We start from the raw sequence: 20,893 nt of genomic DNA on the forward strand, positions 1-20,893 counted from the left end.
CTCCACCCTGGGCTTTGCACCGGGATCGCCGGTCGGGCTGGCGGGATGCCCGGCGTTGGCTGCGGCGACGGAAGACCCTCTCCCTGGCTTTTCCCGCCATATGCGACCTTGGAGTGCTCCGCGGCTGCCGGGTGGGCGACCTCTGCAGCGCCCCGAGTGCTGGAGGATTGTTGCGCCAAGCATGAAAAAATAAAGCATGCTTTATAAACTATGTCCGTCAATCTTGACAAGCATTCTTGTAAGCTTGCTTGATGACCTACGCCGAACGCTTCCAACTCGCCCTTGATCAATCCAAGCTCTCGCGCCCCCAGTTGGCACGCGAATTGGGGGTTTCTGCCCAGGCCATCGGCGAAGTCTTGAAGGGCGCTACACGGTCGCTCAGCGCCGAGAACAATTCGAAGGCCGCGCGCATTCTTGGTGTCAGTTCAGACTGGCTGGCCACCGGTCAGGGCCAGATGAACATGTCCAACGTGGCCGCCGCCCCGTCCCTGGGGACATCCCGCCTCATCCCCGTCGTGGGGCACGTCAAGGGCGGCACGGATGGCTTTTTGGAGGAAATGCAATACCCCGTGGGGCATGGAGAGGGCTTTGTCCAGTACTGGACCAAAGACCCGAAGGCCTACGCATTGCGGGTCAAGGGCGAATCAATGCACCCACGCTACCGGGCGCGCGAGTTCATCGTGGTCACGCCCTCCATCGAGGCGCAGCCAGGCAACGACGTGGTGGTAAAGCTCAAGGACGGCCGCAAGCTGCTCAAGCAGCTCAACCGCATCCACGACGACGAAATTCAACTGGTCAGCATCAACGATGGGTACGAGCCCGCAACCATCCAGCGCGACGAGATCGAGGACATCCATCGGGTCGGTGGCGGTGTGCCGCCAGATGCCCTCATCGAAAGCTGACCGATTCATCAAGAATACTTGACTACAAAAAGCAAGCATGCTTTAATTCACTCCAATGCCAACACGGTAGTGGAGTGAAAAAATGCCAACATCGATTTCCTGTACCGAGACCGCTCGCCCGACCCGCCCCGCCCTGACGGCGGACGTCGAGGTGGCGAAATTCACGGTTGGATCCACCAACTGTTCGGGCAGCAGGTCCGTCCACACCTGTTGGACCGAAGTCCCTAACGCCGAACAGGCGGACGCCATAGCCCGGCACCCCATCAGCGTCCATTTCGACAACGCGCATGCGGTGCCAAGCAGCGCCTGCGCGCGGCGCGGCCACGAGATGGTCCGCGTCGGCGCCAACGGCTTCGTGGTCTTCCACCGCACCCCTACCCTGTTCCTGCTGGCCAAGGCCAGCGCCCCGGTCGCCCATGCATGCGGCCTGGCCCCAGGGCGCGGCGGCACGCATCCGTTCGGCCACCGCGCCGACCTGGGCAAACACAGCATCCGCGTGCAGCAGCCCCATGGTTGACTTCGTGAAGCGGTGCCCCATGGTCGGCCGCACCACCCCTGGCGGTGGTCACCGCGTGCGCCAGGCGCCTGAAAACACCAGCCAGGCGGGCGCGCAGAGCGAAGGCATCGCGCGCCAGAAGCCCTGGGTTCTGTTGTTCGCCGTGCAGCGGCGGACCTGACCCACCACCACACCAACCGCCGCAAGCAGCGGCGCAGGAACCATCTTGAACGATGGGGATGTGGCTCGCGCGTCTCATGCAGAACGCGAAGGCCATGTGCGTGCAATGCATCCCGGGAGGCCCCGCGCGCCCTCCCAATCAACCGAAGGAAACTCCATGCCCATCATCGCTAACAAGCTCGCCTTCTACACCGACTCGATTGGACACTACCCTCCCATCCCTGCCGTCAACCTTGCAGCCAACGTCTGCGCCAAGCTGCCCGCCGTTACCTACGACGCCCAGCAGCTAGGTAGCCAGAGCATGGGCTACGCCTACAACGGCCAGTTCAACGACGGCGCGCCCAACTGGCTGGGCGGGCTCACCATGTCCCAGCACACGGACATGATCCAGGCAGACACCATCGTGCTTCATCTGGGCGGTGGCGACGTGGACCCGTTCATCCAGGGTACCAACCCCGATATCTCCCAATCCCCCGTGGCGTACCTGATGACCGTGTACGGCTGGCACGCTGCGGCCGCGGGCCGAAAGATCGCCGTGGTGCAGGCCCCTCTCGTCGTCGTGACTGACTATCCCAAATGGAATGATGGCCCTGATGAGCAGGCGGCAGCCCTCGCCTACCGAGACTCGGTCGGCCGCCTGCAACAGGTCCGGGAATCCGTCGTGGCGCAGATCAATGCCCACTACCCCGGTGCAGCCCAACTCATCTACTACCACGGGCCAAACGCCATTGACCCGGTCACGATGGTCCCTGGCGACACGCTCGACGGCCTGCACCCCACAGAAACCAAGCACTTTTTGATTGCGCGCAGCATCGCCAGGGCGCTGGGCGCATGGCGCGGTTGGTCCGTCCTGCCGTAAGGTGTAGCCAGGGCCAGCCTGCGCACGGTGCACGCCCACCAACTGGCCCGGGCTACCTCCGATAGCGCTCACGCGGCGTACTTGCGAGCCCGGAGCAGCACAGACCGTGGCCGACCTCTCGGGGTCGGTCACGGGCCAGCGGCCTGGATTGCATCGGGCCGCGCAACTTCAGCGGCATGCTGGTCGCGTACCGCATGCCGGCCATCTGCCACACCTTGAAGCGCCCCCCGCGTGGAGTTGGTTCCGATGGATTTCTTCCTGGGGTGAGATGCCTGTCCCTGCCGGGTGCAACCCGGGTTCGCGACAGATCAGATCTTGTCGCAGGACTCACTGTAGCTGGCGAGCCAATTTCGACTGAAACCGAGGAGCATGCGAGCTGAGGATCCAGGGGCATCAGGGCCACCCGCGGGTACGAACACTGCGGCTGCGTAAAAATCGCCTTCTTGGTAATCGTATCGCGAGGCTCCAGCAGGAGTGTCTGGGCGATCAGCGCGACCGGGAGGGAGCGTGAAGAGAGGTGTCTTGGGCCCCGCAATCCACCATCTGGCCCCAAAGCTCAAACCAGACCGATCTTTCGCCCCGCTCACATCAATCGCGGCCCCAGTCGGCATGACGTCGATCTTGGCACTCCAGTCCGGGCCCTTTATGTCTTGACCATAAGACAAATAGGTGTTGGCGTAGGTAGCTCGGCAGTTGTAAATGCCGCTGTAGGCCAATGACAAAGGGTCGGTCGATGGGGCGGCTACGGTGAGGACTTCGCGGATCTGCCCGCTGTCCACCATTTCTGCAAACGAGCGTCCCCAGCCTAGATAGACCTTGGCCCCGATCAGGCCACGCGCGTCCAGGTTGCGCACCGCGACAAGCTGCGGATCGGCCACCACGGCTTGGTAGGCCGGCGCGTCGCAAAACCCTGGGCATTGAAAAAGGACAAAGCCCGCCTCGCCATGAAAGTACAACTGGCTGTTGTGCAAAACGGCGAGCCACAGCTTGTAGCCCTCTGCACCGGTCGGCACGCCGCGCACGTTCACCGCCACGCGGCTGCTTTGCAGGTCGCCCTCCATGGCGGCAACCGCCGTCACCTGGGCCATGGCAGTGCAGGTGCCGAAGGTCGTCAGCGCTGCCAACGCGATATGGGAAAGCCGATAGGTCATTGTCCAGATCCTTTTCAGAAAATACCGTGCCTGCACCATTACCAGCATCAATCATCTGCACAGGATGAAAAAAAATAGTAATGCCACAAAACGCGAAGGGCGTAACGGGTTGCGTGTCTAGCAGTGATTGTTCTAAATTGTGCAGGGTGGCGCTGTGCGCAGCGTCACACATCCGGCGCATTGCCCAGCGCCTTTGTTTCGAAGTGTGAGGTGGTGAACATCAGACTCGCCCATATGGGTGATTGCACACACGCGTTACGACGCCAGTCGCCATATTATTCAAGCCGATGCGGAATAATCCCCGCGAGGGCGCGGCAAAATCTGCGTCAGTAATCAAACCGTGGAGACCGGCAACCCACGACGCCATCTGTGCTGGACACAACATCCATGACCTCGCCTTTTCCACTCCCCCCGGATGTCACCGCATGGCTCGAACGCTGGGCCCTGCTGCCCGATGGCAAACTGTTGACGACCCGGTCCAGCTGGGTGCTGCCCGTACGGCACGGCCATCTGCCCGCCATGCTGAAAGTCGCCCGCATCCCTGACGAACAGGCTGGCTACCGCCTGCTTGCGTGGTGGGAGGGCCAAGGTGCCGCCCAGGTCTTCGCATCCGCCGAAGGGGTTCTGCTGATGGAGCGGGCGGCAGGGAGCCAAAATCTCGCGCAGATGGCGTGGTCTGGCAAAGACGACGACGCCTGCCGCATTCTTTGCGCAACGGCTGCCCGGCTGCATGCTCCGCGAAGCAAACCCCTACCCGAACTGCATCCGCTGGCCATCTGGTTCCAGCCACTCATTGGGCCATCACACACGCATGCGGCACTGGTCGCTGCCTCGGACATCGCGCGCCAACTGCTGGCTGACCCGCGCGAGGCGGTGCCGCTGCACGGCGATCTGCACCACGAGAACGTGCTTGACTTTGGCACACGCGGGTGGCTGGCCATCGACCCGCACGGCCTTGTGGGAGAACGCGCGTTCGACTATGCCAACATCTTCACCAACCCCGATCTGAGCGACCCTGCCCGGCCCCTGGCCACGCTGCCGGGCCGCCTGGAGAGCCGGCTGGACACCGTTCTTTCCGCCACGGGCCTGGAGCCCGAGCGCCTTGTTCGCTGGATCGTCGCCTGGACGGGACTGTCCGCAGCTTGGTTCATGGGCGATGGCGACAACCAGAGGGCGGCCATCGATCTCGCCATCAACGCCAAGGCCCTTGGTTTGCTCTGAAACCGTGGTGTGGCACACGCAATAGCGACGACCTTGTTCAGGAGATTGTTTTCGGATCTTGTCGATTTCCGGTGATCTGCTTCGTCGTGAAGAATGGAGCAATCAACCCCCCAAAGGATTCCGCCATGAAATACCTCGGCCTCGCCTACTTCACCCCCGAGAAATTCGCCGCCATGGCGCCCGCCGACGTGCAGGCCCTGGTGAGCCAGTGCCCCGCCCTGGACGAGAAGATGCGTGCCACCGGCAAGGTGCTGGTGTCCGCGTCGCTGGGCGACACCGAGCACTGGGTCAGCCTGCGCCCACGCGGCGGCAAGGCGCAGATCAGCGACGGGCCATTTACCGAGTCCAAGGAGATGGTGGGCGGGCTCTTCATCATCGAGGCGGACAGCCGCGAAGAGGCAGTGCGTCTGGCGGCGATGCATCCGGCGGCCACCTTGGGCGAGGCCGGCGGCTGGGGCGTCGAGCTGATTCCCATGGATTTCTTCCTGGCAGCCACCTGAGCCTGCCCCCCGGGGTGGGCCGGCGCATGCCGGGCACCCCACCCAGCGCCCGCATGCCGGGCACGGCCCCAGGGCCCCGCCTTGGTGCGAGGGGCTGCGAGATAACACCCCATCCGCCGCGTCTTTGCCTATGATGTCTGGACAACCGCTCCAGAGGGCGCCATGAACATCGACACGACGTCTTTGATTCAGGACATGGGAATCAATGCCGGGCTGCTGTCGTTTCTGGCGGCGCTGTACAGCATCGTCATCAGCGGCCAGCGCCACCCCGACCCGGCCGTGGTGCACAAGCGGCGCAGATGGCTGCCCTGGGTCACGGGGCTCATGTTCGGCGTCACCGGCATCCTGACCATGCTCGTGCCCCTGCGCTTGGCCGAGGGCGTGATCGTCGACACCCGGCTGGTGATGACCGGGCTTGCCGGGGCCTACCTGTCGCCCTTGAGCGCCTTGCTGTGCGCGGCGGTGCTGGGCGCCTACCGGCTCAGCCTGGGCGGCATCGGCAGTGGCCCCGCCATGGTCGGCATTGCGCTGACCACCGCCATCGGCTGGCTCTGGCAGCGCCACCGGCCGTTCTTCTCCACCCTGCGCCTTGGCAGCACCTTGTCCGATGGGCTCTGGCTGGTGGGGCTTGGCTTCAGCCTTGCCGCAGGCGGCATGCTGGCCATACAGACCTTGCCGCCAGACATCGCACGGGCGGTCACCGCGCGGTCGTGGCTGGCCGTGCTGGTGGTCTACCCCATCGGCACCGTTCTGCTGGGTTTTCTGCTGGACAACACGCAGAAGCTGAGCCAGCGAGAAGATGCCCTGGCCCAGACGGCCGAGACCTTGAAGACCCTGCTCGCCGAAGCGCGCCAGGCCGCCAGCGTGTTCGTCAACAGCAAGGACACCATCGCCATCGTGCAGCCAGACGGCACCGTGCTGGATGTCAACCCGGCGTACAGCCATGTGCTTGGCTATTCGCGCGAAGAGCTGATCGGCAAATCATCTGCCGTTCTGCGCATCGACGAGGACGGGCAGGCCGCATTTTTGCGCCGGGTGGCGCACGCCATTGAGCGCGGGGGCCGATGGCACGGCGAGCTGATCCGGCGCCGCAAAAATGGCGAAGACTTTGTCTCGGAAGTCACCATCGAAGGCATCCGGGACCCCGATGGTGTGGTGCGCAAGTGGGTCTCCATCGGCAAGGACGTGACCGAGCAACGGCACTTGGAGCAGGTGCTGCAGCAGTTTGGCAACTACGACGCCCTCACAGGCCTCTCAAGCCGGCGCCTGTTCACCAAAGAGCTCAATGCCAGCTTGCAGCATGGCGCGCAGACCCACAGCGTGCTGGCCCTGTGCCTGCTGGACATCGACCAGTTCAAGGACCTCAACGACCAGTGGGGCCAGCCCGTGGCGGACCGGTTTCTTCGGGTGTTTGCCCAGCGCCTGCGAAAAGAGGCGGGTGCCGACAACCTCATCGGGCGCACTGGGGGCGATGAATTCGCCGTCGTGCTGAAAAATTGCCCGCACGCCGATGCCGCACTGCAGCAGCTGGAAAGCCTGCGCCTGGCACTTGCGCAGACCGCAACGCTCGATGGCATCGCCCTGCGCCTGACCTGCAGCGCAGGGGTCACCTTCTACCCCGACGACATGGCCGACGCCGACGGCCTGCTGCGCCACGCGGACCTGGCCCTGTACGCCGCCAAGGAGCAGGGCAAAGACCGCATCGTGGTGTTCGACGTTCAGCAAGGCCAGAGGGTGCAAGCGCGCAGGCACACCGCCAAGCTGGTCGAAGACGCATTGCTGCAAGGCGAGATGGAGCTGTTCTTTCAGCCCAAGGTCCGCATCTCCGACGGCCAGGTCATCGGTGCAGAGTGCCTGATCCGGTGGCACCACCCCGAACGGGGGCTGTTGGCGCCGGGCGCTTTCCTGGAAGACATCGTGGGCACCCCGGTGGCCAACAAGCTGGACTATTGGGTGCTGGACGCCGCCTTCCAGGCCGGGCACACCCTGGCATCCCAGGGCAACCCGCTGCCGCTGAGCATCAACATCACCGTATCCACCCTCATCGACAGCCGCTTTCAGCTGCAAGCCGCCCAACTGCTCAGGCAATACCCCGCCCTGCCCTCGCAGTTTCTGGAGGTCGAACTGCTGGAAACCGAAACCTTCAACGACCTGTCTGCCGTGGCCTATGTCATGCAGGGCCTGAGCGAGCTGGGCATCCGGTGCTCCATCGATGATTTCGGCACCGGCTACTCCTCGCTCACCTACCTGCAGCGCCTGCCCGCCCACACCGTGAAGATCGACCAGTCTTTCGTGCGGGACATGCTGGACAACGAGCGCGACCGCACCCTGGTGCGCGGCATCGTCAGCCTCGCCCACGCCTTCAACCGGAGCGTGATCGCCGAAGGCGTGGAAACCCTGGCGCACGCCCAGGCCCTGCGCGACCTGGGGTGCGATGGCCTGCAGGGCTATGGCATTGCCAGGCCCATGCCGCTGCAGGATCTGATGGGCTGGATCCGCGCGTGGGACCCGCCGCCTGAGGTGGGTGGGCTTGGCCGCCAAGCGCGTTGATGGGCATCCCGAATGAAGCGGGTGGCCCCCTCAGGCCGCCACCAACTTGATCAGCGTGATCTCCGACGGCGCCCCCAGCCGCATCGGCGGCCCCCAATAGCCGGTGCCGCGGCTCACATAGACCCACATCGTCTGCAGCCGGTGCAGCCCTGCCACGAAGGGGTTCTGCAGCGGCACGAACAGATTCCACGGCCAGAACTGCCCGCCATGCGTGTGGCCCGACAACTGCAGCAAGAACCCCGCTTGCGCAGCGGCCGGTGCACTGCGCGGCTGGTGCGCCAGCAGCACGCGGGTCAGGGCCTCGGGCGGCGCGCCCACCAGTGCGCGTTGCGGATCGCTGGCATGGCTGGCATCGAAGTGCCCGGCCGTGAAGTCGGTCACGCCGCCCAGCACCAACGCATCGCCATCGCCCTGCCCCGCAGCCTGCCGCAGCACCGCATGCTCGTTGAGCAGCACGCGCAGGCCCAGCCGGCGCAGCTCCGCAACCCATGGGAGCGCGCCGGCGTAGTACTCGTGGTTGCCCGTCACCACAAAGCTGCCGTGGCGCGCCTGCAGGTCGGCCAGCGGCGCAATGTGCTCGCGCAGCTCGGCCACGCTGCCGTCCACCAGGTCACCCGTGATGGCGATGGCATCGGCCTTGAGTTCATTCACGCGGCTCACGATGCGCGCGATGTAGCCGCGCCGGATGGTGGGCCCCACATGCAGGTCGCTGAGCTGCACGATGGTGAAGCCATGCAACGCCGCAGGCAGCCCGGCCAACGGCACATCCACGCGCCGCACCCCAGCCGTGCGGCGCGCGTTCCAGAACCCGAGCAGGGATGCCAGCGTGGCCACGACCACCACCGCTGCCGCACTGTCGGCCCGTGCCGAACCGCCCTCCTGCAGCCACCCGCCGGCCCATGCCCCGGCCAGCACCAGGTCCCGCAGCAGCGTCAGCAAAAACAGCGACGAGAACCAGCCCATGGCCAGCAGGCCCAGCCAGGTCCACACGGGGTGCGCGGCGCCACGGCGGCCGGACCGGTGCTGGAAGGGCATCGGCAAGGCGATGGCCGAGACCAGCAACGCCACCGCCAGCGCAGGCCCGGCACCCGGCCATGCAGACAGCGCCCCCACCAGGCGCAGGCCGATGTACAGGTGCAGAAGGGTTGTCAGAATGGTCAGCGGGCGCAGCGGCATTGCGGGCAAGGGTGGCGCGGCGCGGCCGCAGAAGTGGGTAGATGCGGGCATACCACGGGATATCCAGCCCTGTGGCGATGGAGGTGCGTTTGCTGCGATCAATGTTCGATGAGTGCAAGTGCAGCAGGCAATGACCGCCCTGGTTCCTTGCAAGGGCAAGCCGCAAACGTGGAGCGCATTGCCCTGGCTGCCGAGGCCGACTCAGGCCAAGCGCTAGTCTCAGAGGATCGCAAGGGAGAGCGAGTAACTTTCAGCTCTTGAAATGCCCGGGCAACGCCACGATCCGCTGGCGGGACAGAAGCCACCAAACGGTATTGATGGCCGGGATTGCCCCCGCCATGGCGGCAAATCCTGCAGCCGATTGCCAAGGCGCAGCCTTTGCCAATTCCCACGCTGCCAAGCCCAGCGCACCGACCAGCACGAGTACGTTGGCCGCTCCGGCCAGAGCGAGTAGCCGACCGGGACCGCCGCCAAGCGCCGCAGCGCAAAGCGCCAGCACAAAAGCCACAGCAGCCAGCTGGCTCAACAGCATCGCTGGGCTATGCCATGGGCTCCGTAGCAGTGTGATGGCCCCTAAGCAAAGGAAGAATCCTAAAAGATTGATGAGAAAGAGCACAACGCAAGTCGCTGGGCTCGGCTTAGCGATTTGCAGGGATGACAGCATGGCGCAATTGTGCAGGAGCGAAGAAACAGGCCGAAGCGGAAGGGTGCTGACAGTGCGCCAGCGTCCGACTCAGGGCGCAGTGTCTGGCGCGCTCGGGTCCAACGGCTCGTTGGGACGAGCGGGCTGCTCCGTGCTGGGCGGCAGGTCGCCAGGCGGCCGGGGCAGGTTGTCTGGCACTTGATGCAGCAGGTGGTCTTTGGGGTCTGTGGCCATGGTGCGCTCCTTGGGCAAAGGAACCATTGGGCGGCCTGGGGAGCGCACGGGGCGTAGGAGGTGGTCGTGAAAAAGTCCGCACTGGACGGGCTTCGTCTGGGAAGGCCTTTCGGTCAGGCGACCAATGCACCCGGGTCATTCGAGCGCTGGAGGCGGTGGCCGTTTGAGCGCATGCGGAAGGCATGGATCAGCATCCTGGCAGGATGCTGTGGTTGCATCCAGAACACTGTAATTGGGGTCTCCGTTGCGCCACTCCGCTCACTCACTCCGGGGTGCTCGGATCGCCATCATCGCCTGGAGCCTCCAGCGCCTGCCGCTCAAGTTCCTCGTCCGAAAGCTCTGGCTCACCCTGTCCGGCGTTCCACTCCTCAATAAACTCCTCAGTCGGTTCCTGGCCTTCGACAAGAATCTGTTCGATGGTCTGTCGGGGCGCAGCTGCTGGCGCGCTCGCATTCACATCAACGCTCCCTGCAGCGTCGGGTACCTCGGCCGAACGGCTCATCTTTCCCTCAAGGTAAGAGGCGAAATCTCCGTCCTTTGGCATATCTGGGCTCGTCATAGTGGTTCTCTCTGAAATAACTCTGGCTGCTTGCTGCACCCCTGGCATGGTGGCGATGCGCCGGTGCCGATGGCTACTCCTGGGGCCTGTGCGTGCAATGGTCTTGAGGTATCGCCAAACCAATTTTCGCTGACCAACCCGACGTACCTCATGATCATCTCGGCGCGGTGATGGGATGTTTTTGCAAAGCTTAGCAGCGTCATCAGGCGATCTGCGGCCTGCGCGGGGCCGCTTCCAGGTCCTTGTCCAGCAGGCAGTCGATAAAAGCGCTGAGAAGGGCTGGTCGATGTTGCCTGTTCGGGTAGTACAGGAACAGCCCCGGGCGCGAGATCGACCAGTCCGCCAGGACCTGGACCAAGCGGCCCTGGGCCAGGTGCTCACCCACGCCGTCTCGCTCGAAGTGGTAGGCAATGCCGAGGCCATTGAGCGCAGCAGCAACGCCAATGTCGGCATGGTTGGTGACGACGGGGCCGTCCACCGCTACATCGAGCCGTTGCCCCTTTTTCTCGAACTCCCACTGATAGTGCCTGCCGTCCATCTGCAGCCGCCAGTTGATGCAGGCGTGGCCATGCAAATCGGCGGGGGTCTTGGGCGTGCCCCGGGCCGCAAGGTAGCCCGGGGACGCCACGGCAACCATGTCCAGGTCGGGTGTGAGGCGCACGGCAATCATGTCCTTCTCAACCCGCCCACCCACGCGGATGCCCGCGTCGAAGCGGCCCACAACGATATCGGCCAGCGCGTCGTCGACCACGATGTCGAGCACCACATCAGGGTACGCCTGATGAAAGCGTGAGAGCCTGGGCGCAATGATGGTTCTCGCGGCAATCCCCAGCGTGTTGATGCGCAGCGTGCCCGTGGTCTGTCCTGCGGCTTCACTGGCTTCGGCCACTGCAGCATCCATTTCGCGGAACAGCGGGGCGATGCGCCCATAGAGCTGCTCGCCACTGGCCGACGGCGCAACGCTGCGTGTGGTGCGATTGAGAAGGCGCGTGCCAATCCGGGCTTCGAGCTGCCGAATGGTCTGGCTGAGCGCAGAAGGCGACAGGCCCAGATGCTCTGCCGCCCGGGCAAAGCTCTTGCGTTCGACCACGGCAGCGAAGGCTTTCAGCTCAGCGAATTCGAAACCGCGCATTATGTATTCCTTTCTACACAGCCCATGCGGATTCTAGGATATTCCCTAAATTGACCCCGGCGCGCATCCTCAGGTCTTCATCAACCCCATGGAGCCATCGACATGAACGCCTTGACCCTTCCCGAACCCATCGCCGCGTACTTTGCGGCCGAACACAACCCCGAGGCGCTGGCGCGTTGCTTCACTGCACAAGCCGTCATGAAGGACGATGGCCACACGTACACGGGTGTCGATGACATCAAGGCTTTCATGGCCGAGGCATCTGCCAAGTACAGCGCTACAACCGTGCCGTTCGCGTTGGAGCGTGAGGACGGTTTTCAGATCGTTAAGGCCAAGGTGACAGGCAACTTTCCAGGCAGCCCTATCGACCTGTCCTACCGCTTTCGCCTTGAACGCGGGCTGATCGCATCGCTGGAGATCAAGGCATGAGCTTCGACCTCCAACTTCAAGGCAAGCGTGCCGTGGTCACAGGCGGCACCAAGGGTTTGGGCGCGGCCCTCGTCCAGAGCCTGCAGGATGCGGGCGTGCAGGTGATGACCACTGCGCGCTCCGCTCCCGACAAGCCGCTGGAGGGTGTGGCGTATGTCCAGACCGACTTGACCACTGCGCAAGGTGTGGCACAGCTTGCGCGGGCAGTCACCGAACGCTGGGGCGGCGTGGACATCGTGATCAATTCCCTCGGCGGCTCCAACGCGCCAGCGGGTGGCTTCGCAGCCCTCGATGATGCAATGTGGTTCAGTGAGCTGAACCTGAACCTCATGTCCGCGGTTCGCCTTGACCGGGCACTGCTGCCCGCCATGCTGGCACAGGGCGCAGGCGTCATCCTGCACGTGACCTCGATCCAGCACGTGCTTCCGCTGCCGGAGTCGACCACCGCCTACGCCGCGGCCAAGGGGGCCCTTTCGACCTACAGCAAATCCTTGTCGAAAGAGGTCACACCCAAGGGTGTTCGGGTTCTGCGCGTCTCGCCAGGCTGGATCGAGACCGAGGCTTCGGTGGTATTCGCCGAGCGAATGGCAGCCCAGGCGGGCACCGACTACGAGGGCGGCAAGAAGATGGTGATGGACTGGCTCGGCGGAATCCCCGTCGGGCGGCCCGCCAGGCCGCAGGAGGTTGCGGACCTGATCACCTTCCTGGTGTCGCCGCGCGCGGCATCGGTGGCGGGTTCAGAGCATGTGATCGATGGCGGGACGGTTCCTACGGTTTAGTTTGGAACCCTCGACTTGGTTGGCCGGCAAGTCTTTTCGAAAGGGGGCGCCAGTCGAGATTGATTGGGACTTTCTTGCCCAACAACAGCGGAGGTCGACGCAGATCGGTCGGAAGTACGCTGGTCCACTGAAACCGAGAAATCGGCTGTGCGTGAAGGCCTGTCAGGGCCGCTTCCTAGCCATGCAATGATAGCTGCACCAGCGCCCGTCCAGTCAGGGCGCAGTGTCTCGCGCGCTCGGGTCCAACGGCTCGTTCGGCCGGGCTGGCTGCTCCGTGCTGGGCGGCAGGTCGCCCGGCGGCCCGGGCAGGTTGTAGGGCACTTGGTGCAGGGGGTGGTCTTTGGGGTCGGTGGCCATGGTGAGCTCCTGTTGCGCAAGATGCCTTCTTGTTGTGAAAGCATCGCAGTACATTTGGTCGATGCGAACACTTGCCTACCTCCTCCTACTACCATTCGCTCTGTACGGCTGCGGCGGCGGTGACGCCACCGAAGACCATACCATCGGCCCCTTTGTGGGCCGGTGGGAGCTGGTAGGCGGACTGTATCCACCTTGCACCATCGAGATCAGCCCAGCTTCCGATCTGCCAAACACCGGCGTGTTCATCGGCTTTTGCCGGTACAACGATACACGGAACAACCCGGTCGAGGTCTCGGGCCAGATCGACAGTTCCGGCAAGCTGACCCCCTCAAAAAACCCGGGTAGCCGCTCCCTACAAGGCAGGCTCAAGGACGGAAGCGGATCCGGTTTTTGGGACGAGGGATTCATTGTTTTTCCATGGACCGCCACGAAGCTGTAGTTCCCGGGAAGATCCCGTCGACCAACGAGCGCGCATGGGCGGCCTAACGGATGGCGGCGCTCATGCTGATGGTGTCGAGGGTGCCCCGCTCTTCCCATCCGTTCATGACGTGGGCCCGATAGTGCCCAGGTTCTACCTTCACAATGTGCAGAGATAGAAGCATGGCTAGGGAAAGTCAGGCGCCGCGCTACCGACTTGCCAAGCACGCACCGCCAACCAGTAGCGATGTCGCGTCTTCCCGTGCTTGTGGATCTTGAGGTGGTACTTGATCCGCACTGGCCCGCAGCGCTGGCTGTCCACTTCCACGACCATGACGGGGTCGACCGCACCCCCAGGACTGGGCAGGCTGATATTGCCCGCTGCTACCTCATCGCCGAGCACTAGGGCAAGGCAGCCCTTATCAGGTTCGGTCCACATCAGAACGGTACGTCCGAGGGCGCGATTTCCACGGGCCCAATCCCGTCATAGATCAGCGCGCCCGAAGCAATGACCCGCACCTTGGATCGGCCGCCCAAGTGCTCCGCCTGATAGGCCTCGGCCAAGAACACCAGCGGCGATTCGTCAGGCGGGCCACCATACCAGGTGGGCGTACGCAGGACGGCAGGCGGTTCAAACAGATTGGACATGAGGCGTCTCAAAACGGGGCGGTTGATTGGACGAGATGCACCGGGCCCGGCCCCAAATACACAGTGCATCTCGTGGAGATTTCTCGAACACGCCAGATGAATTCCCCGGCCTCGATTTCGTAGCTGTCCACTGGCAGCGGCAGCGCTTGCTCAAGCGGCCACCAAGTCCGCCCGCGCGGCTTGGCGCGGGGCAAGGGCGGCATGCGCAGTACAGCCGGCAAGGGCTCACACATAGAGGGGGGCATAGGGGTCGTCATCAAGGTGGTCTGCTTCGGGGCTGAAACCGGTGGCGCTGGAAAGGCACACCTTGTCGAGAAAGGGCAGCGCGTCCGCCGGATCTTGCGCAGCCAGCCACGACTGCTTCCAGAGGCTAGGCCTTGCCTTCGTGTTGGTGCGACCGCCCTCCTCTGTACCCACGATATGAAGAACGCCATCCACCCGCGCAAAGCGCGCCCGGAACAATGGCAGCATCAGCGCTCTGCCGTTTGGCCTGTCGAGAAGATGCGCCTCCCAGCGCGGGCCATAGTCATCGGCAGGAGTGCGCTTGTAAAGCAGCCAGCCATGCACGGCTTGGCGTAGCGCCGGATCGGAGCCTGCAATGCGGTGACCGCCGGATCTCATCCTGAAAACATACAAAAACACTGTACGAATTTACAGTGTTTTGCCAGGTTAGGAGTAGTATTCGCACCTTAGGTTGTCTCCTACTGGCGCGCCGCGAGCAGGGGCCTACGATGGGCGCTCCCCTTTCAGGAGTGCGGAATTCCCCGCAGTTCCTGTCAACCATCTGGAGCCGAGATGTGCAACAGGTATGTGTCTGCAGAGGAGCTCGATATCGAGCGCGAGTGGAACATTGGCGCCCGCAACCAGCCCAAGCTGTTCGACAAGGTGCTGTTCCCGCGCGGCCAGGGAGCATTCATCCGCCGAGCGCGCGACGATGCCGGGTATTCGCGCGAGCTGGTGGTTGGCCAGTGGGGCCTGATCCCCTGGTTCGCCAAGGAGCCCAAGCTTAAGTACCCGACCAACAACGCACGCAGCGAGGAAGTGGCGGACAAGGCCAGCTACAAGCTGCCATGGGCACGCGGGCAGCGCTGCATCATCCCCGCCGCCAACTTCGATGAACCCAACTGGGAGAGCGGCAAGAACGTGTGGTGGCGCTTCGCTCGCTCAGACGGCCACACCTGGGGCTTGGCAGGCCTGTGGAACACCTGGACGGACAAGGGCACGGGCGAGGTGCACGAGAGCTACACCATGCTCACCCTGAACGCCGACGCGCACCCGCTGATGTCCCGCATGCACAAACCCGACCCCAAGGTGGGCCCGACCGAGCAGGACAAGCGCAGCGTGATCCCCATCGAGGCCGGCGACGTGGATGCGTGGCTGGCCGGAACGATGGAGCAGGCACAGGGCCTGCTGCGGTTGGCGCCCGTGGAAGTATTCGCGGCCGGACCCGCCGAGCAGTGAGCCCGCCATGGCCGAACAGATCCTCGCAATCGATGACCCCGCGGGCCTGCTGCTTGAGGACGTGCGCATGCGCGCCATCGCGGCTGCCGAAGCGGTTCTTGAACACTACGGCGTGACGGTTGAGGAATGCGCCGCCATTGGCACCAAGCCATTCAAGGAAGTCGCTCCAGGTGGTGTCCATAACTTCTTCGCTGGCGTGGGGAAGGCCGCCATCACATGGCTGGAGGCATGCGCCGTAGTGCAGGACCTTGGCGGCCCGGGTGTGCGGCTTATCATCGTGGATAGGCAGGCGCCGCTGCCTCACTAGCGGACAAGGGGCAAGAAAAAGCCCGCACGAGGCGGGCTTTTGGACAGCACGTATTTGTCAGTGGCCGATGCTGGGCAGTTCGGCATCCCCTGGCCCCCGTTTTTTGCGTGGGAGGGATGTCGTTACGACCCAAGGGATAGGATTACCATAGACGTAAGTCACCCCGTTGGTGCAGCCACCTTTAATAAATCCGTCAGATCGATACGCTGTGAGGCAAACCCCAGCATCGACGGTCGATACATAAATGTTGCCTGATGCGCCATCGAAAGTGCCGAAGAACGGTGAGTTCAATGAACCAGAACAGCCGATTTCTTTGCCGTAAACATCATTTGCGGGATTCAGGTATATCTGCTTGATATTGCAATAGCCGGGGTACGAAATGTAGAGTGGACCCACATCGGCCTGGGCAGCTCCTGCGGCGCAAAGGGCGACGGCCAGGGTCGCGATTTTCTTCAGCATGGTTTCCTCCTCCTACGCAGTCGGGGCGCTGCGCATCGCCAAATTTCGGTGCGGCCTCAATTGCGGCGCCGCGGGCACCACTTACGACGGCGCGAATCATGGGCCTTCGGTACCAATGGTACACGGTGGTGTATCAATTTGTTTGCACATCTATGGGCGATAGACAGACCAGGAGCGCCGCGCGCAGCAGCTGCACCGCGTTTGCCTCGCGCCGGTCGACATCAGACAGGGCTCCACGCAGCAGCACCCATGGCGAGCTGCCGGGCAGAAGCAGCTCGGTGGGCATGGCGGGCCGATAGAACGCCTAGATCCTGTTCCGAACGCACGGCCGAGTTGGCTGGAAGAACCCGCCACAACAGCGAGCGCACTGAGCTGGAAGCAGCGCCGAAAACAAAAAAGCCACCCGAAGGTGGCTGTTTGCTTTTTCCAAGACGGCTTGTTTGCAGTCTTCTTCAAGATCCCGTCAATCTCTGAAGCTGGTCTCTTCAGAAGGAATCTTGGTAGGCGCGATTGGACTCGAACCAACGACCCCCACCATGTCAAGGTGGTGCTCTAACCAGCTGAGCTACGCGCCTGTGTTGTTCTGTTCAAGACCACGATTATAGCCACAAAAAATCCCCGTCTGGCAAAGTTGCAGCAAAAGATTCAAAAGTGCGCTGCGGCCCGATGCAGCGCCCTGCTCTGCAGGGCACATATGGCGCACTCCTGCATCAAGCCTCGATCGTGCAGTTTGCCCGCTTCAGCGCCGCGTCGATCCACGCATTGTCCTGCGTGCCGTCCGCGATCTCGGCCACCATCACGGCCTCGATCTTCTGCTTTTGGTGGGCGGCGGCAAGCAGTTGCTCGGCCTGGTCATAGGGCACGCACAGCAAACCGTCGTCGTCGCCGATGACCAGGTCGCCGGGCTCGATGACCATGCCGTCGATGGCTATGGGCACGTTGATCTCGCCGGGGCCGTCCTTGTAGGGGCCGCGGTGGGTGACGCCGGCCGCGAACACGGGGAAGCTGTCCCTGCGGATCACCGTGCTGTCGCGGATGGCGCCGTTGATCACGATGCCGGCAAAGCCCTTGAGTTTGGCCTCGCCCACCATGATCTCGCCGATGAGCGCGTTGGTGAGGTCGCCGCCCGCGTCCACCACGATCACGTCGCCGGGTTGCGCGAGCTTCAATGCCTTGTGGATCAGCAAATTGTCGCCCGGGCGGGTGCGGATGGTGAGGGCCGGGCCGGCCATGGCGGTGCCGTCGTGCATGGGGCGCAGGCGCGGGCCGCCGGCCGTCATGCGCGACATGCAGTCGCTGACGTTGGCCACGGGCACCTCCAAAAATTGCCGGGCCAGCTCCAGGCTCACAGCGCGTTTGCGTTTCAGGATTTGGCAGCCGATCATGGTGCAGTTCTCACTAGGATGGTGGGTAGGGAAGCGGTTAGAGCGGATAACAAAACTCAGCGAAGCGGTTCTGGCTAGGCGTTGCGTCGCAGGCAGTACGAGTAGTACGACAAGACGCAGCAACGACGCCAGAAGAGTTTTGTTAGCCGCTTCTAGTCGAGCGTGGTGCCCGAGCTCTTGACGATGGGGGCCAGGCGGGCGCGGTCGCTGGCATACAGCTTGGCCATGTCGTCCGGCGTGCCGGTGATGAGCTCGGCGCCGGAGTCCACGATCTTCTTGGTGGTGTCGGGCGCGTTCACCACCTTGTTGATGGCGTCGTTGAGCTGCTTGACGATGGCGTCGGGGGTGCTGGCCGGGGCCATCACGCCCCACACGCTGGCCAGCTCCACGCCCTTCACGCCGGATTCGGTGTAGGTGGGCACGTCGGGCAGCAGCTTGGAGCGGCGCGCCGTGGTCACGGCGATGGCGCGCACCTTGCCGGCCTGGATCTGCGACATCAGCGTGGGGATGGAGCCCATGTACATGTCGATGCGCCCGCCCAGCAGGTCGGGCATGGCCTGCGCCATGCCGCGAAACGGCACGTGGGTGAACTTGACGTTCGAGCTCTTTTGCCAGGCCTCGCTGATCAGGTGCGAGATGGTGCCGGTGCCGGGCGAGGCGAAGGTCAGGCGCCCGGGGTCCTTCTTGGCGGCCTGGATGATGTCGTCGAGGTTCTTGTACGGCGAGTCGGCATTCACCACCAGCACGGCCGGGCCCACTGCCACCAGGGCCACGGCGCGCAGGTCCTTGTCGGGGTTGTAGGTGAGCTTGGAGTACAGCAGCGGGTTGAGCACCGCGTTGTCGGTCTGCGCCATCACCAGCGTCAGGCCATCACCGGGCGCCTTGGCGACCTGGTCGAGCGCCAGGTTGCCGCCGGCACCGGGCTTGTTCTCCACCACGATGGCCCAGCCATAGGCATCGGTGAGCTTGGTGCTGACCAGCCGGGTGAGGTTGTCGGTGCCCCCGCCCGCAGGAAAGGGCACGAGGATCTTGATGGGCCGCTGCGGGTAGTTGCCCTGGGCATGGGCCGGGGCGATGGTTGCCGTGGCAGCCGCCAGGGCCAGCAGGCCGCCGAGGGCCAGGGTGCGTCGGGTCAAGGTCGTCATCATTGCAGGTGTCTCCTATGGGTTTGTATTCGGATAGCGCGGTGGTCGATCAAGAACGGCTGGCGAGCACGTGGCTACCCAGCCAGGCAATGGCTTCGTCGGTGGACGCGCCGGTAAAGGCCTGCGCCGCATGCGCCTGGGCCGTGGCAGCGAACAGCGCTTCGACGGCGGGCGAGACGATGGGCGCCAGGCCGTGCCGGGCCATCTGCTGCTGCGCCTCGGCCACCTCGTTGCGCCGGCGCGCCGAGTGCGGAATGTGCGTGCGCACCATGGACTCCATCAGCGTGCGCAGCGGTGTCTCGTCGATGTCCTGCAGCACGGCATAGAGCTGCTCGCGCAGGCCCATCTGTTGCGCGGTCACCAGGCATTCCACGGCCAGTGCCTCGGTGCCCTTGGTGTAGATGCTGCGCAGCAGCTTGAGCGAGGCGGCATCGCCCGGCTGCTCGCCCACCACGCGGACGGAGCCACCGAAGGGCAAGAACAATTCCTGTACAAAACCGGCCTTGCCGCCGGCCACCAGCAGCGGCGTCTTCTTGCCGCCCAGGTTGACGGCGCCGGTGATGGCCACGTCCACGAAGTGCACCGCCCTGCCCTGTGCGCCATGTGCGCCGTGCTGGGCCAGCTCGCCACATTCGCGCATTTCGCCGGGGTCGGCCGTGGTCATGTCCACATACACCGCGCCATCCTGCAGATGGGGCAGGCAGGCCTCGAACAGGCTGCGCGCCACGGTGCCGAACACGGCACTCACCACCACGTCGGCCCCGGCCAGCCAGGCACCGGGCGCGGTGTGCACCTGCCCACCGGCGGCCTGCACGGCAGCGGCCACCGCAGCGTTGGGCTGCAGGTCGCACAGGCCCACCAGGCTGTGCCCCTGCTCCACAAAGGCCTGCATGTAGCAGGCGCCGACCATTCCACCACCGAGGATTGCGAATTTCATGAAAGTACAAATTTAAAACATTGATGGCAGTCTATCGGCCTGGCAGCGCAGTGAATTACAGGGATTTCCCGTAGCAAGGCGATTATTTGTACTTGTTTTGTATTTTTTGCTTACCACTCTAGAGGGCAGCGCGAACCACGGCCGTCACCTAGAATCAGCGCACCATCCCCACCCACCTGGTGCAAACACAGTGCAAAACGTGAAAGACAAGGCGTACGAGGTTCTGCGGCAGCGGCTCATTGGCGGCCACTACAGCCCGGGCGAGCAGCTCAAGGAGGAGCCCATTGCCCGCGACCTGGGGCTGAGCCGCACGCCGGTGCGCAATGCGCTGCACCGCCTGGTGGAAGACGGCCTGGCCACCGACGGCGCGGGCCAGGGCATCCGCGTGTCGGAGTGGAGCGACTGGGATGTGGAAGAAACCTTCCAGCTGCGCATGCTGCTGGAGCCATACGCCTCCTTCCTTGCGGCCACGCGCGGTGGCGAGGGGCTGGCCGACGAGCTGGAAGCCAGCAACCAGCGCATGGAGGCCGGCATTGCCGCCGGCCACGATGGCATTGCCGAGGTGCAGTCCGCCAACCGGGATTTTCACCACGCGCTGATCGAGGCATCGGGCTCACCGCGCCTCAAAGCCATGCTGGCGACCATGATCGACATGCCGATCATCAAGCGCTCGTTCCACATCTACACGCCCGAGGAGCTGGTGCAAAGCCTGCACCACCACCGCGACCTGGTGATCGCGGTGCGCGCCAAGGATGGGGAGCTGGCGCGCCAGGTGATGCAGTTGCACCTGCGCATGTCGTACCACCGGTTCATGGCGCACCGGGGCGAGTACAAGCGCGGCCCCGCGGCATAGAGCTGCTCAAAAACTCTTCTGGCGTCGTTGCTGCGTCTTGTCGTACTAGCGTACTGCCTGCGACGCAGCGCCTAGCCAGAACCGCTGCGCTGAGTTTTGTGAGCAGCTCTTGA

Annotated in this window: 27 protein-coding genes and 1 tRNA gene; 13 read left to right on the forward strand and 15 right to left on the reverse strand. The window is 64.0% G+C overall.

Annotated features, from left to right (window positions below; translation table 11 throughout):
- Positions 1 to 251 precede the first annotated feature (251 nt).
- The 4 genes from ACSQ9E_RS17155 to ACSQ9E_RS17170 all read left to right on the forward strand — a co-directional run bounded on the left by ACSQ9E_RS17155 (position 252) and on the right by ACSQ9E_RS17170 (position 2,437).
- A complete protein-coding gene (locus ACSQ9E_RS17155) occupies positions 252 to 902 on the forward strand; it encodes a LexA family transcriptional regulator (protein ID WP_057264473.1) in 651 nt (216 codons plus the stop codon).
- A gap of 82 nt (positions 903 to 984) precedes the next feature.
- Positions 985 to 1,419, forward strand: coding sequence for a hypothetical protein (locus ACSQ9E_RS17160; RefSeq protein WP_436218602.1), 435 nt, complete (start codon positions 985 to 987; stop codon positions 1,417 to 1,419).
- Positions 1,412 to 1,579: a hypothetical protein gene (locus tag ACSQ9E_RS17165; RefSeq protein WP_157421838.1), complete on the forward strand. Its 168-nt coding sequence runs from the start codon at positions 1,412 to 1,414 to the stop codon at positions 1,577 to 1,579. The genes ACSQ9E_RS17160 and ACSQ9E_RS17165 overlap by 8 nt, the downstream gene beginning before the upstream one ends.
- Positions 1,580 to 1,735: 156 nt before the next feature.
- Positions 1,736 to 2,437: a hypothetical protein gene (locus tag ACSQ9E_RS17170; RefSeq protein WP_436218603.1), complete on the forward strand. Its 702-nt coding sequence runs from the start codon at positions 1,736 to 1,738 to the stop codon at positions 2,435 to 2,437.
- A gap of 308 nt (positions 2,438 to 2,745) precedes the next feature.
- Here the strand turns inward: ACSQ9E_RS17170 and ACSQ9E_RS17175 are convergent, their stop codons facing one another.
- Positions 2,746 to 3,588, reverse strand: a complete 843-nt coding sequence (locus ACSQ9E_RS17175; protein ID WP_157421837.1) for a hypothetical protein — start codon at positions 3,586 to 3,588, stop codon at positions 2,746 to 2,748.
- 387 nt (positions 3,589 to 3,975) lie between these two features.
- On the opposite strand from ACSQ9E_RS17175, the gene ACSQ9E_RS17180 reads away from it, so the two are divergent.
- From ACSQ9E_RS17180 to ACSQ9E_RS17190, 3 genes are all read left to right on the forward strand, one after another.
- Positions 3,976 to 4,809: an APH(6)-I family aminoglycoside O-phosphotransferase gene (locus ACSQ9E_RS17180; RefSeq protein WP_436218604.1), complete on the forward strand. Its 834-nt coding sequence runs from the start codon at positions 3,976 to 3,978 to the stop codon at positions 4,807 to 4,809.
- Positions 4,810 to 4,934: 125 nt separating this feature from the next.
- Positions 4,935 to 5,309: a YciI family protein gene (locus ACSQ9E_RS17185; protein ID WP_057206579.1), complete on the forward strand. Its 375-nt coding sequence runs from the start codon at positions 4,935 to 4,937 to the stop codon at positions 5,307 to 5,309.
- 162 nt (positions 5,310 to 5,471) lie between these two features.
- Positions 5,472 to 7,859, forward strand: a complete 2,388-nt coding sequence (locus ACSQ9E_RS17190) for an EAL domain-containing protein (protein ID WP_436218605.1) — start codon at positions 5,472 to 5,474, stop codon at positions 7,857 to 7,859.
- Positions 7,860 to 7,889: 30 nt separating this feature from the next.
- Here the strand turns inward: ACSQ9E_RS17190 and ACSQ9E_RS17195 are convergent, their stop codons facing one another.
- The 5 genes from ACSQ9E_RS17195 to ACSQ9E_RS17215 form a co-directional block, all read right to left on the reverse strand.
- On the reverse strand, positions 7,890 to 9,086 hold the full coding sequence (locus ACSQ9E_RS17195; RefSeq protein ID WP_436218606.1) for a metallophosphoesterase: 1,197 nt from the start codon (positions 9,084 to 9,086) through the stop codon (positions 7,890 to 7,892).
- Positions 9,087 to 9,285: 199 nt separating this feature from the next.
- Complete coding sequence (locus ACSQ9E_RS17200; RefSeq protein WP_436218607.1) at positions 9,286 to 9,699, reverse strand: hypothetical protein; 414 nt, start codon at positions 9,697 to 9,699, stop codon at positions 9,286 to 9,288.
- Positions 9,700 to 9,768: 69 nt separating this feature from the next.
- Positions 9,769 to 9,912, reverse strand: a complete 144-nt coding sequence (locus tag ACSQ9E_RS17205) for a hypothetical protein (protein ID WP_436218608.1) — start codon at positions 9,910 to 9,912, stop codon at positions 9,769 to 9,771.
- A 262-nt stretch (positions 9,913 to 10,174) separates the two neighbouring features.
- On the reverse strand, positions 10,175 to 10,471 hold the full coding sequence (locus ACSQ9E_RS17210; RefSeq protein ID WP_436218609.1) for a hypothetical protein: 297 nt from the start codon (positions 10,469 to 10,471) through the stop codon (positions 10,175 to 10,177).
- A 202-nt stretch (positions 10,472 to 10,673) separates the two neighbouring features.
- Positions 10,674 to 11,603 carry a LysR family transcriptional regulator gene (locus ACSQ9E_RS17215; protein ID WP_436218610.1) on the reverse strand — a complete coding sequence of 310 codons (930 nt, stop codon included), beginning with the start codon at positions 11,601 to 11,603 and terminating at the stop codon, positions 10,674 to 10,676.
- 102 nt (positions 11,604 to 11,705) lie between these two features.
- Here ACSQ9E_RS17215 and ACSQ9E_RS17220 point away from each other — a divergent pair, with 102 nt between their 5' ends.
- Together ACSQ9E_RS17220 and ACSQ9E_RS17225 are read left to right on the forward strand one after the other, a co-directional pair.
- Positions 11,706 to 12,032 carry a nuclear transport factor 2 family protein gene (locus ACSQ9E_RS17220; RefSeq protein WP_436218611.1) on the forward strand — a complete coding sequence of 109 codons (327 nt, stop codon included), beginning with the start codon at positions 11,706 to 11,708 and terminating at the stop codon, positions 12,030 to 12,032.
- Positions 12,029 to 12,811 (forward strand): SDR family oxidoreductase, encoded by a 783-nt coding sequence (locus ACSQ9E_RS17225; protein ID WP_436218612.1) that lies wholly within the window; start codon positions 12,029 to 12,031, stop codon positions 12,809 to 12,811. Before ACSQ9E_RS17220 ends, ACSQ9E_RS17225 begins: the two co-directional genes overlap by 4 nt.
- A 213-nt stretch (positions 12,812 to 13,024) precedes the next feature.
- Here ACSQ9E_RS17225 and ACSQ9E_RS17230 read toward each other — a convergent pair whose 3' ends face one another.
- A complete protein-coding gene (locus ACSQ9E_RS17230) occupies positions 13,025 to 13,168 on the reverse strand; it encodes a hypothetical protein (protein WP_436218613.1) in 144 nt (47 codons plus the stop codon).
- A 61-nt stretch (positions 13,169 to 13,229) separates the two neighbouring features.
- On the opposite strand from ACSQ9E_RS17230, the gene ACSQ9E_RS17235 reads away from it, so the two are divergent.
- Positions 13,230 to 13,607, forward strand: coding sequence for a hypothetical protein (locus tag ACSQ9E_RS17235; RefSeq protein WP_157421834.1), 378 nt, complete (start codon positions 13,230 to 13,232; stop codon positions 13,605 to 13,607).
- A 416-nt stretch (positions 13,608 to 14,023) separates the two neighbouring features.
- On the opposite strand, the gene ACSQ9E_RS17240 is transcribed toward ACSQ9E_RS17235, so the two are convergent.
- Together ACSQ9E_RS17240 and ACSQ9E_RS17245 are read right to left on the reverse strand one after the other, a co-directional pair.
- Entirely contained in the window at positions 14,024 to 14,233 is a 210-nt protein-coding gene (locus ACSQ9E_RS17240) for a hypothetical protein (RefSeq protein ID WP_179679577.1), read from the reverse strand.
- A gap of 225 nt (positions 14,234 to 14,458) precedes the next feature.
- Entirely contained in the window at positions 14,459 to 14,800 is a 342-nt protein-coding gene (locus tag ACSQ9E_RS17245; protein ID WP_179679576.1) for a hypothetical protein, read from the reverse strand.
- A gap of 228 nt (positions 14,801 to 15,028) precedes the next feature.
- On the opposite strand from ACSQ9E_RS17245, the gene ACSQ9E_RS17250 reads away from it, so the two are divergent.
- Together ACSQ9E_RS17250 and ACSQ9E_RS17255 are read left to right on the forward strand one after the other, a co-directional pair.
- Positions 15,029 to 15,694: an SOS response-associated peptidase gene (locus tag ACSQ9E_RS17250; RefSeq protein WP_436218614.1), complete on the forward strand. Its 666-nt coding sequence runs from the start codon at positions 15,029 to 15,031 to the stop codon at positions 15,692 to 15,694.
- 7 nt (positions 15,695 to 15,701) lie between these two features.
- Positions 15,702 to 16,001, forward strand: coding sequence for a hypothetical protein (locus ACSQ9E_RS17255; protein ID WP_179679574.1), 300 nt, complete (start codon positions 15,702 to 15,704; stop codon positions 15,999 to 16,001).
- Between the two features lie 57 nt (positions 16,002 to 16,058).
- On the opposite strand, the gene ACSQ9E_RS17260 is transcribed toward ACSQ9E_RS17255, so the two are convergent.
- From ACSQ9E_RS17260 to ACSQ9E_RS17285, 6 genes are all read right to left on the reverse strand, one after another.
- Positions 16,059 to 16,460, reverse strand: a complete 402-nt coding sequence (locus ACSQ9E_RS17260; RefSeq protein ID WP_179679573.1) for a hypothetical protein — start codon at positions 16,458 to 16,460, stop codon at positions 16,059 to 16,061.
- 133 nt (positions 16,461 to 16,593) lie between these two features.
- Positions 16,594 to 16,746, reverse strand: a complete 153-nt coding sequence (locus tag ACSQ9E_RS17265) for a hypothetical protein (RefSeq protein WP_179679572.1) — start codon at positions 16,744 to 16,746, stop codon at positions 16,594 to 16,596.
- 212 nt (positions 16,747 to 16,958) lie between these two features.
- Positions 16,959 to 17,035, reverse strand: a tRNA-Val gene (locus ACSQ9E_RS17270).
- A gap of 135 nt (positions 17,036 to 17,170) precedes the next feature.
- A complete protein-coding gene (locus ACSQ9E_RS17275; protein ID WP_436218615.1) occupies positions 17,171 to 17,845 on the reverse strand; it encodes an RraA family protein in 675 nt (224 codons plus the stop codon).
- 152 nt (positions 17,846 to 17,997) lie between these two features.
- Positions 17,998 to 18,990 carry a Bug family tripartite tricarboxylate transporter substrate binding protein gene (locus ACSQ9E_RS17280; RefSeq protein ID WP_428003870.1) on the reverse strand — a complete coding sequence of 331 codons (993 nt, stop codon included), beginning with the start codon at positions 18,988 to 18,990 and terminating at the stop codon, positions 17,998 to 18,000.
- Positions 18,991 to 19,039: 49 nt separating this feature from the next.
- Positions 19,040 to 19,927 carry an NAD(P)-binding domain-containing protein gene (locus ACSQ9E_RS17285; protein WP_436218616.1) on the reverse strand — a complete coding sequence of 296 codons (888 nt, stop codon included), beginning with the start codon at positions 19,925 to 19,927 and terminating at the stop codon, positions 19,040 to 19,042.
- A 190-nt stretch (positions 19,928 to 20,117) separates the two neighbouring features.
- Between ACSQ9E_RS17285 and ACSQ9E_RS17290 the strand changes: the two genes are divergently transcribed.
- Positions 20,118 to 20,780, forward strand: a complete 663-nt coding sequence (locus ACSQ9E_RS17290; RefSeq protein ID WP_436218617.1) for a GntR family transcriptional regulator — start codon at positions 20,118 to 20,120, stop codon at positions 20,778 to 20,780.
- Positions 20,781 to 20,893: the final 113 nt, after the last annotated feature.

It is taken from the genome of Acidovorax sp. LjRoot118, assembly GCF_964253575.1.
Taxonomy (GTDB): Bacteria; Pseudomonadota; Gammaproteobacteria; order Burkholderiales; family Burkholderiaceae_C; genus Acidovorax.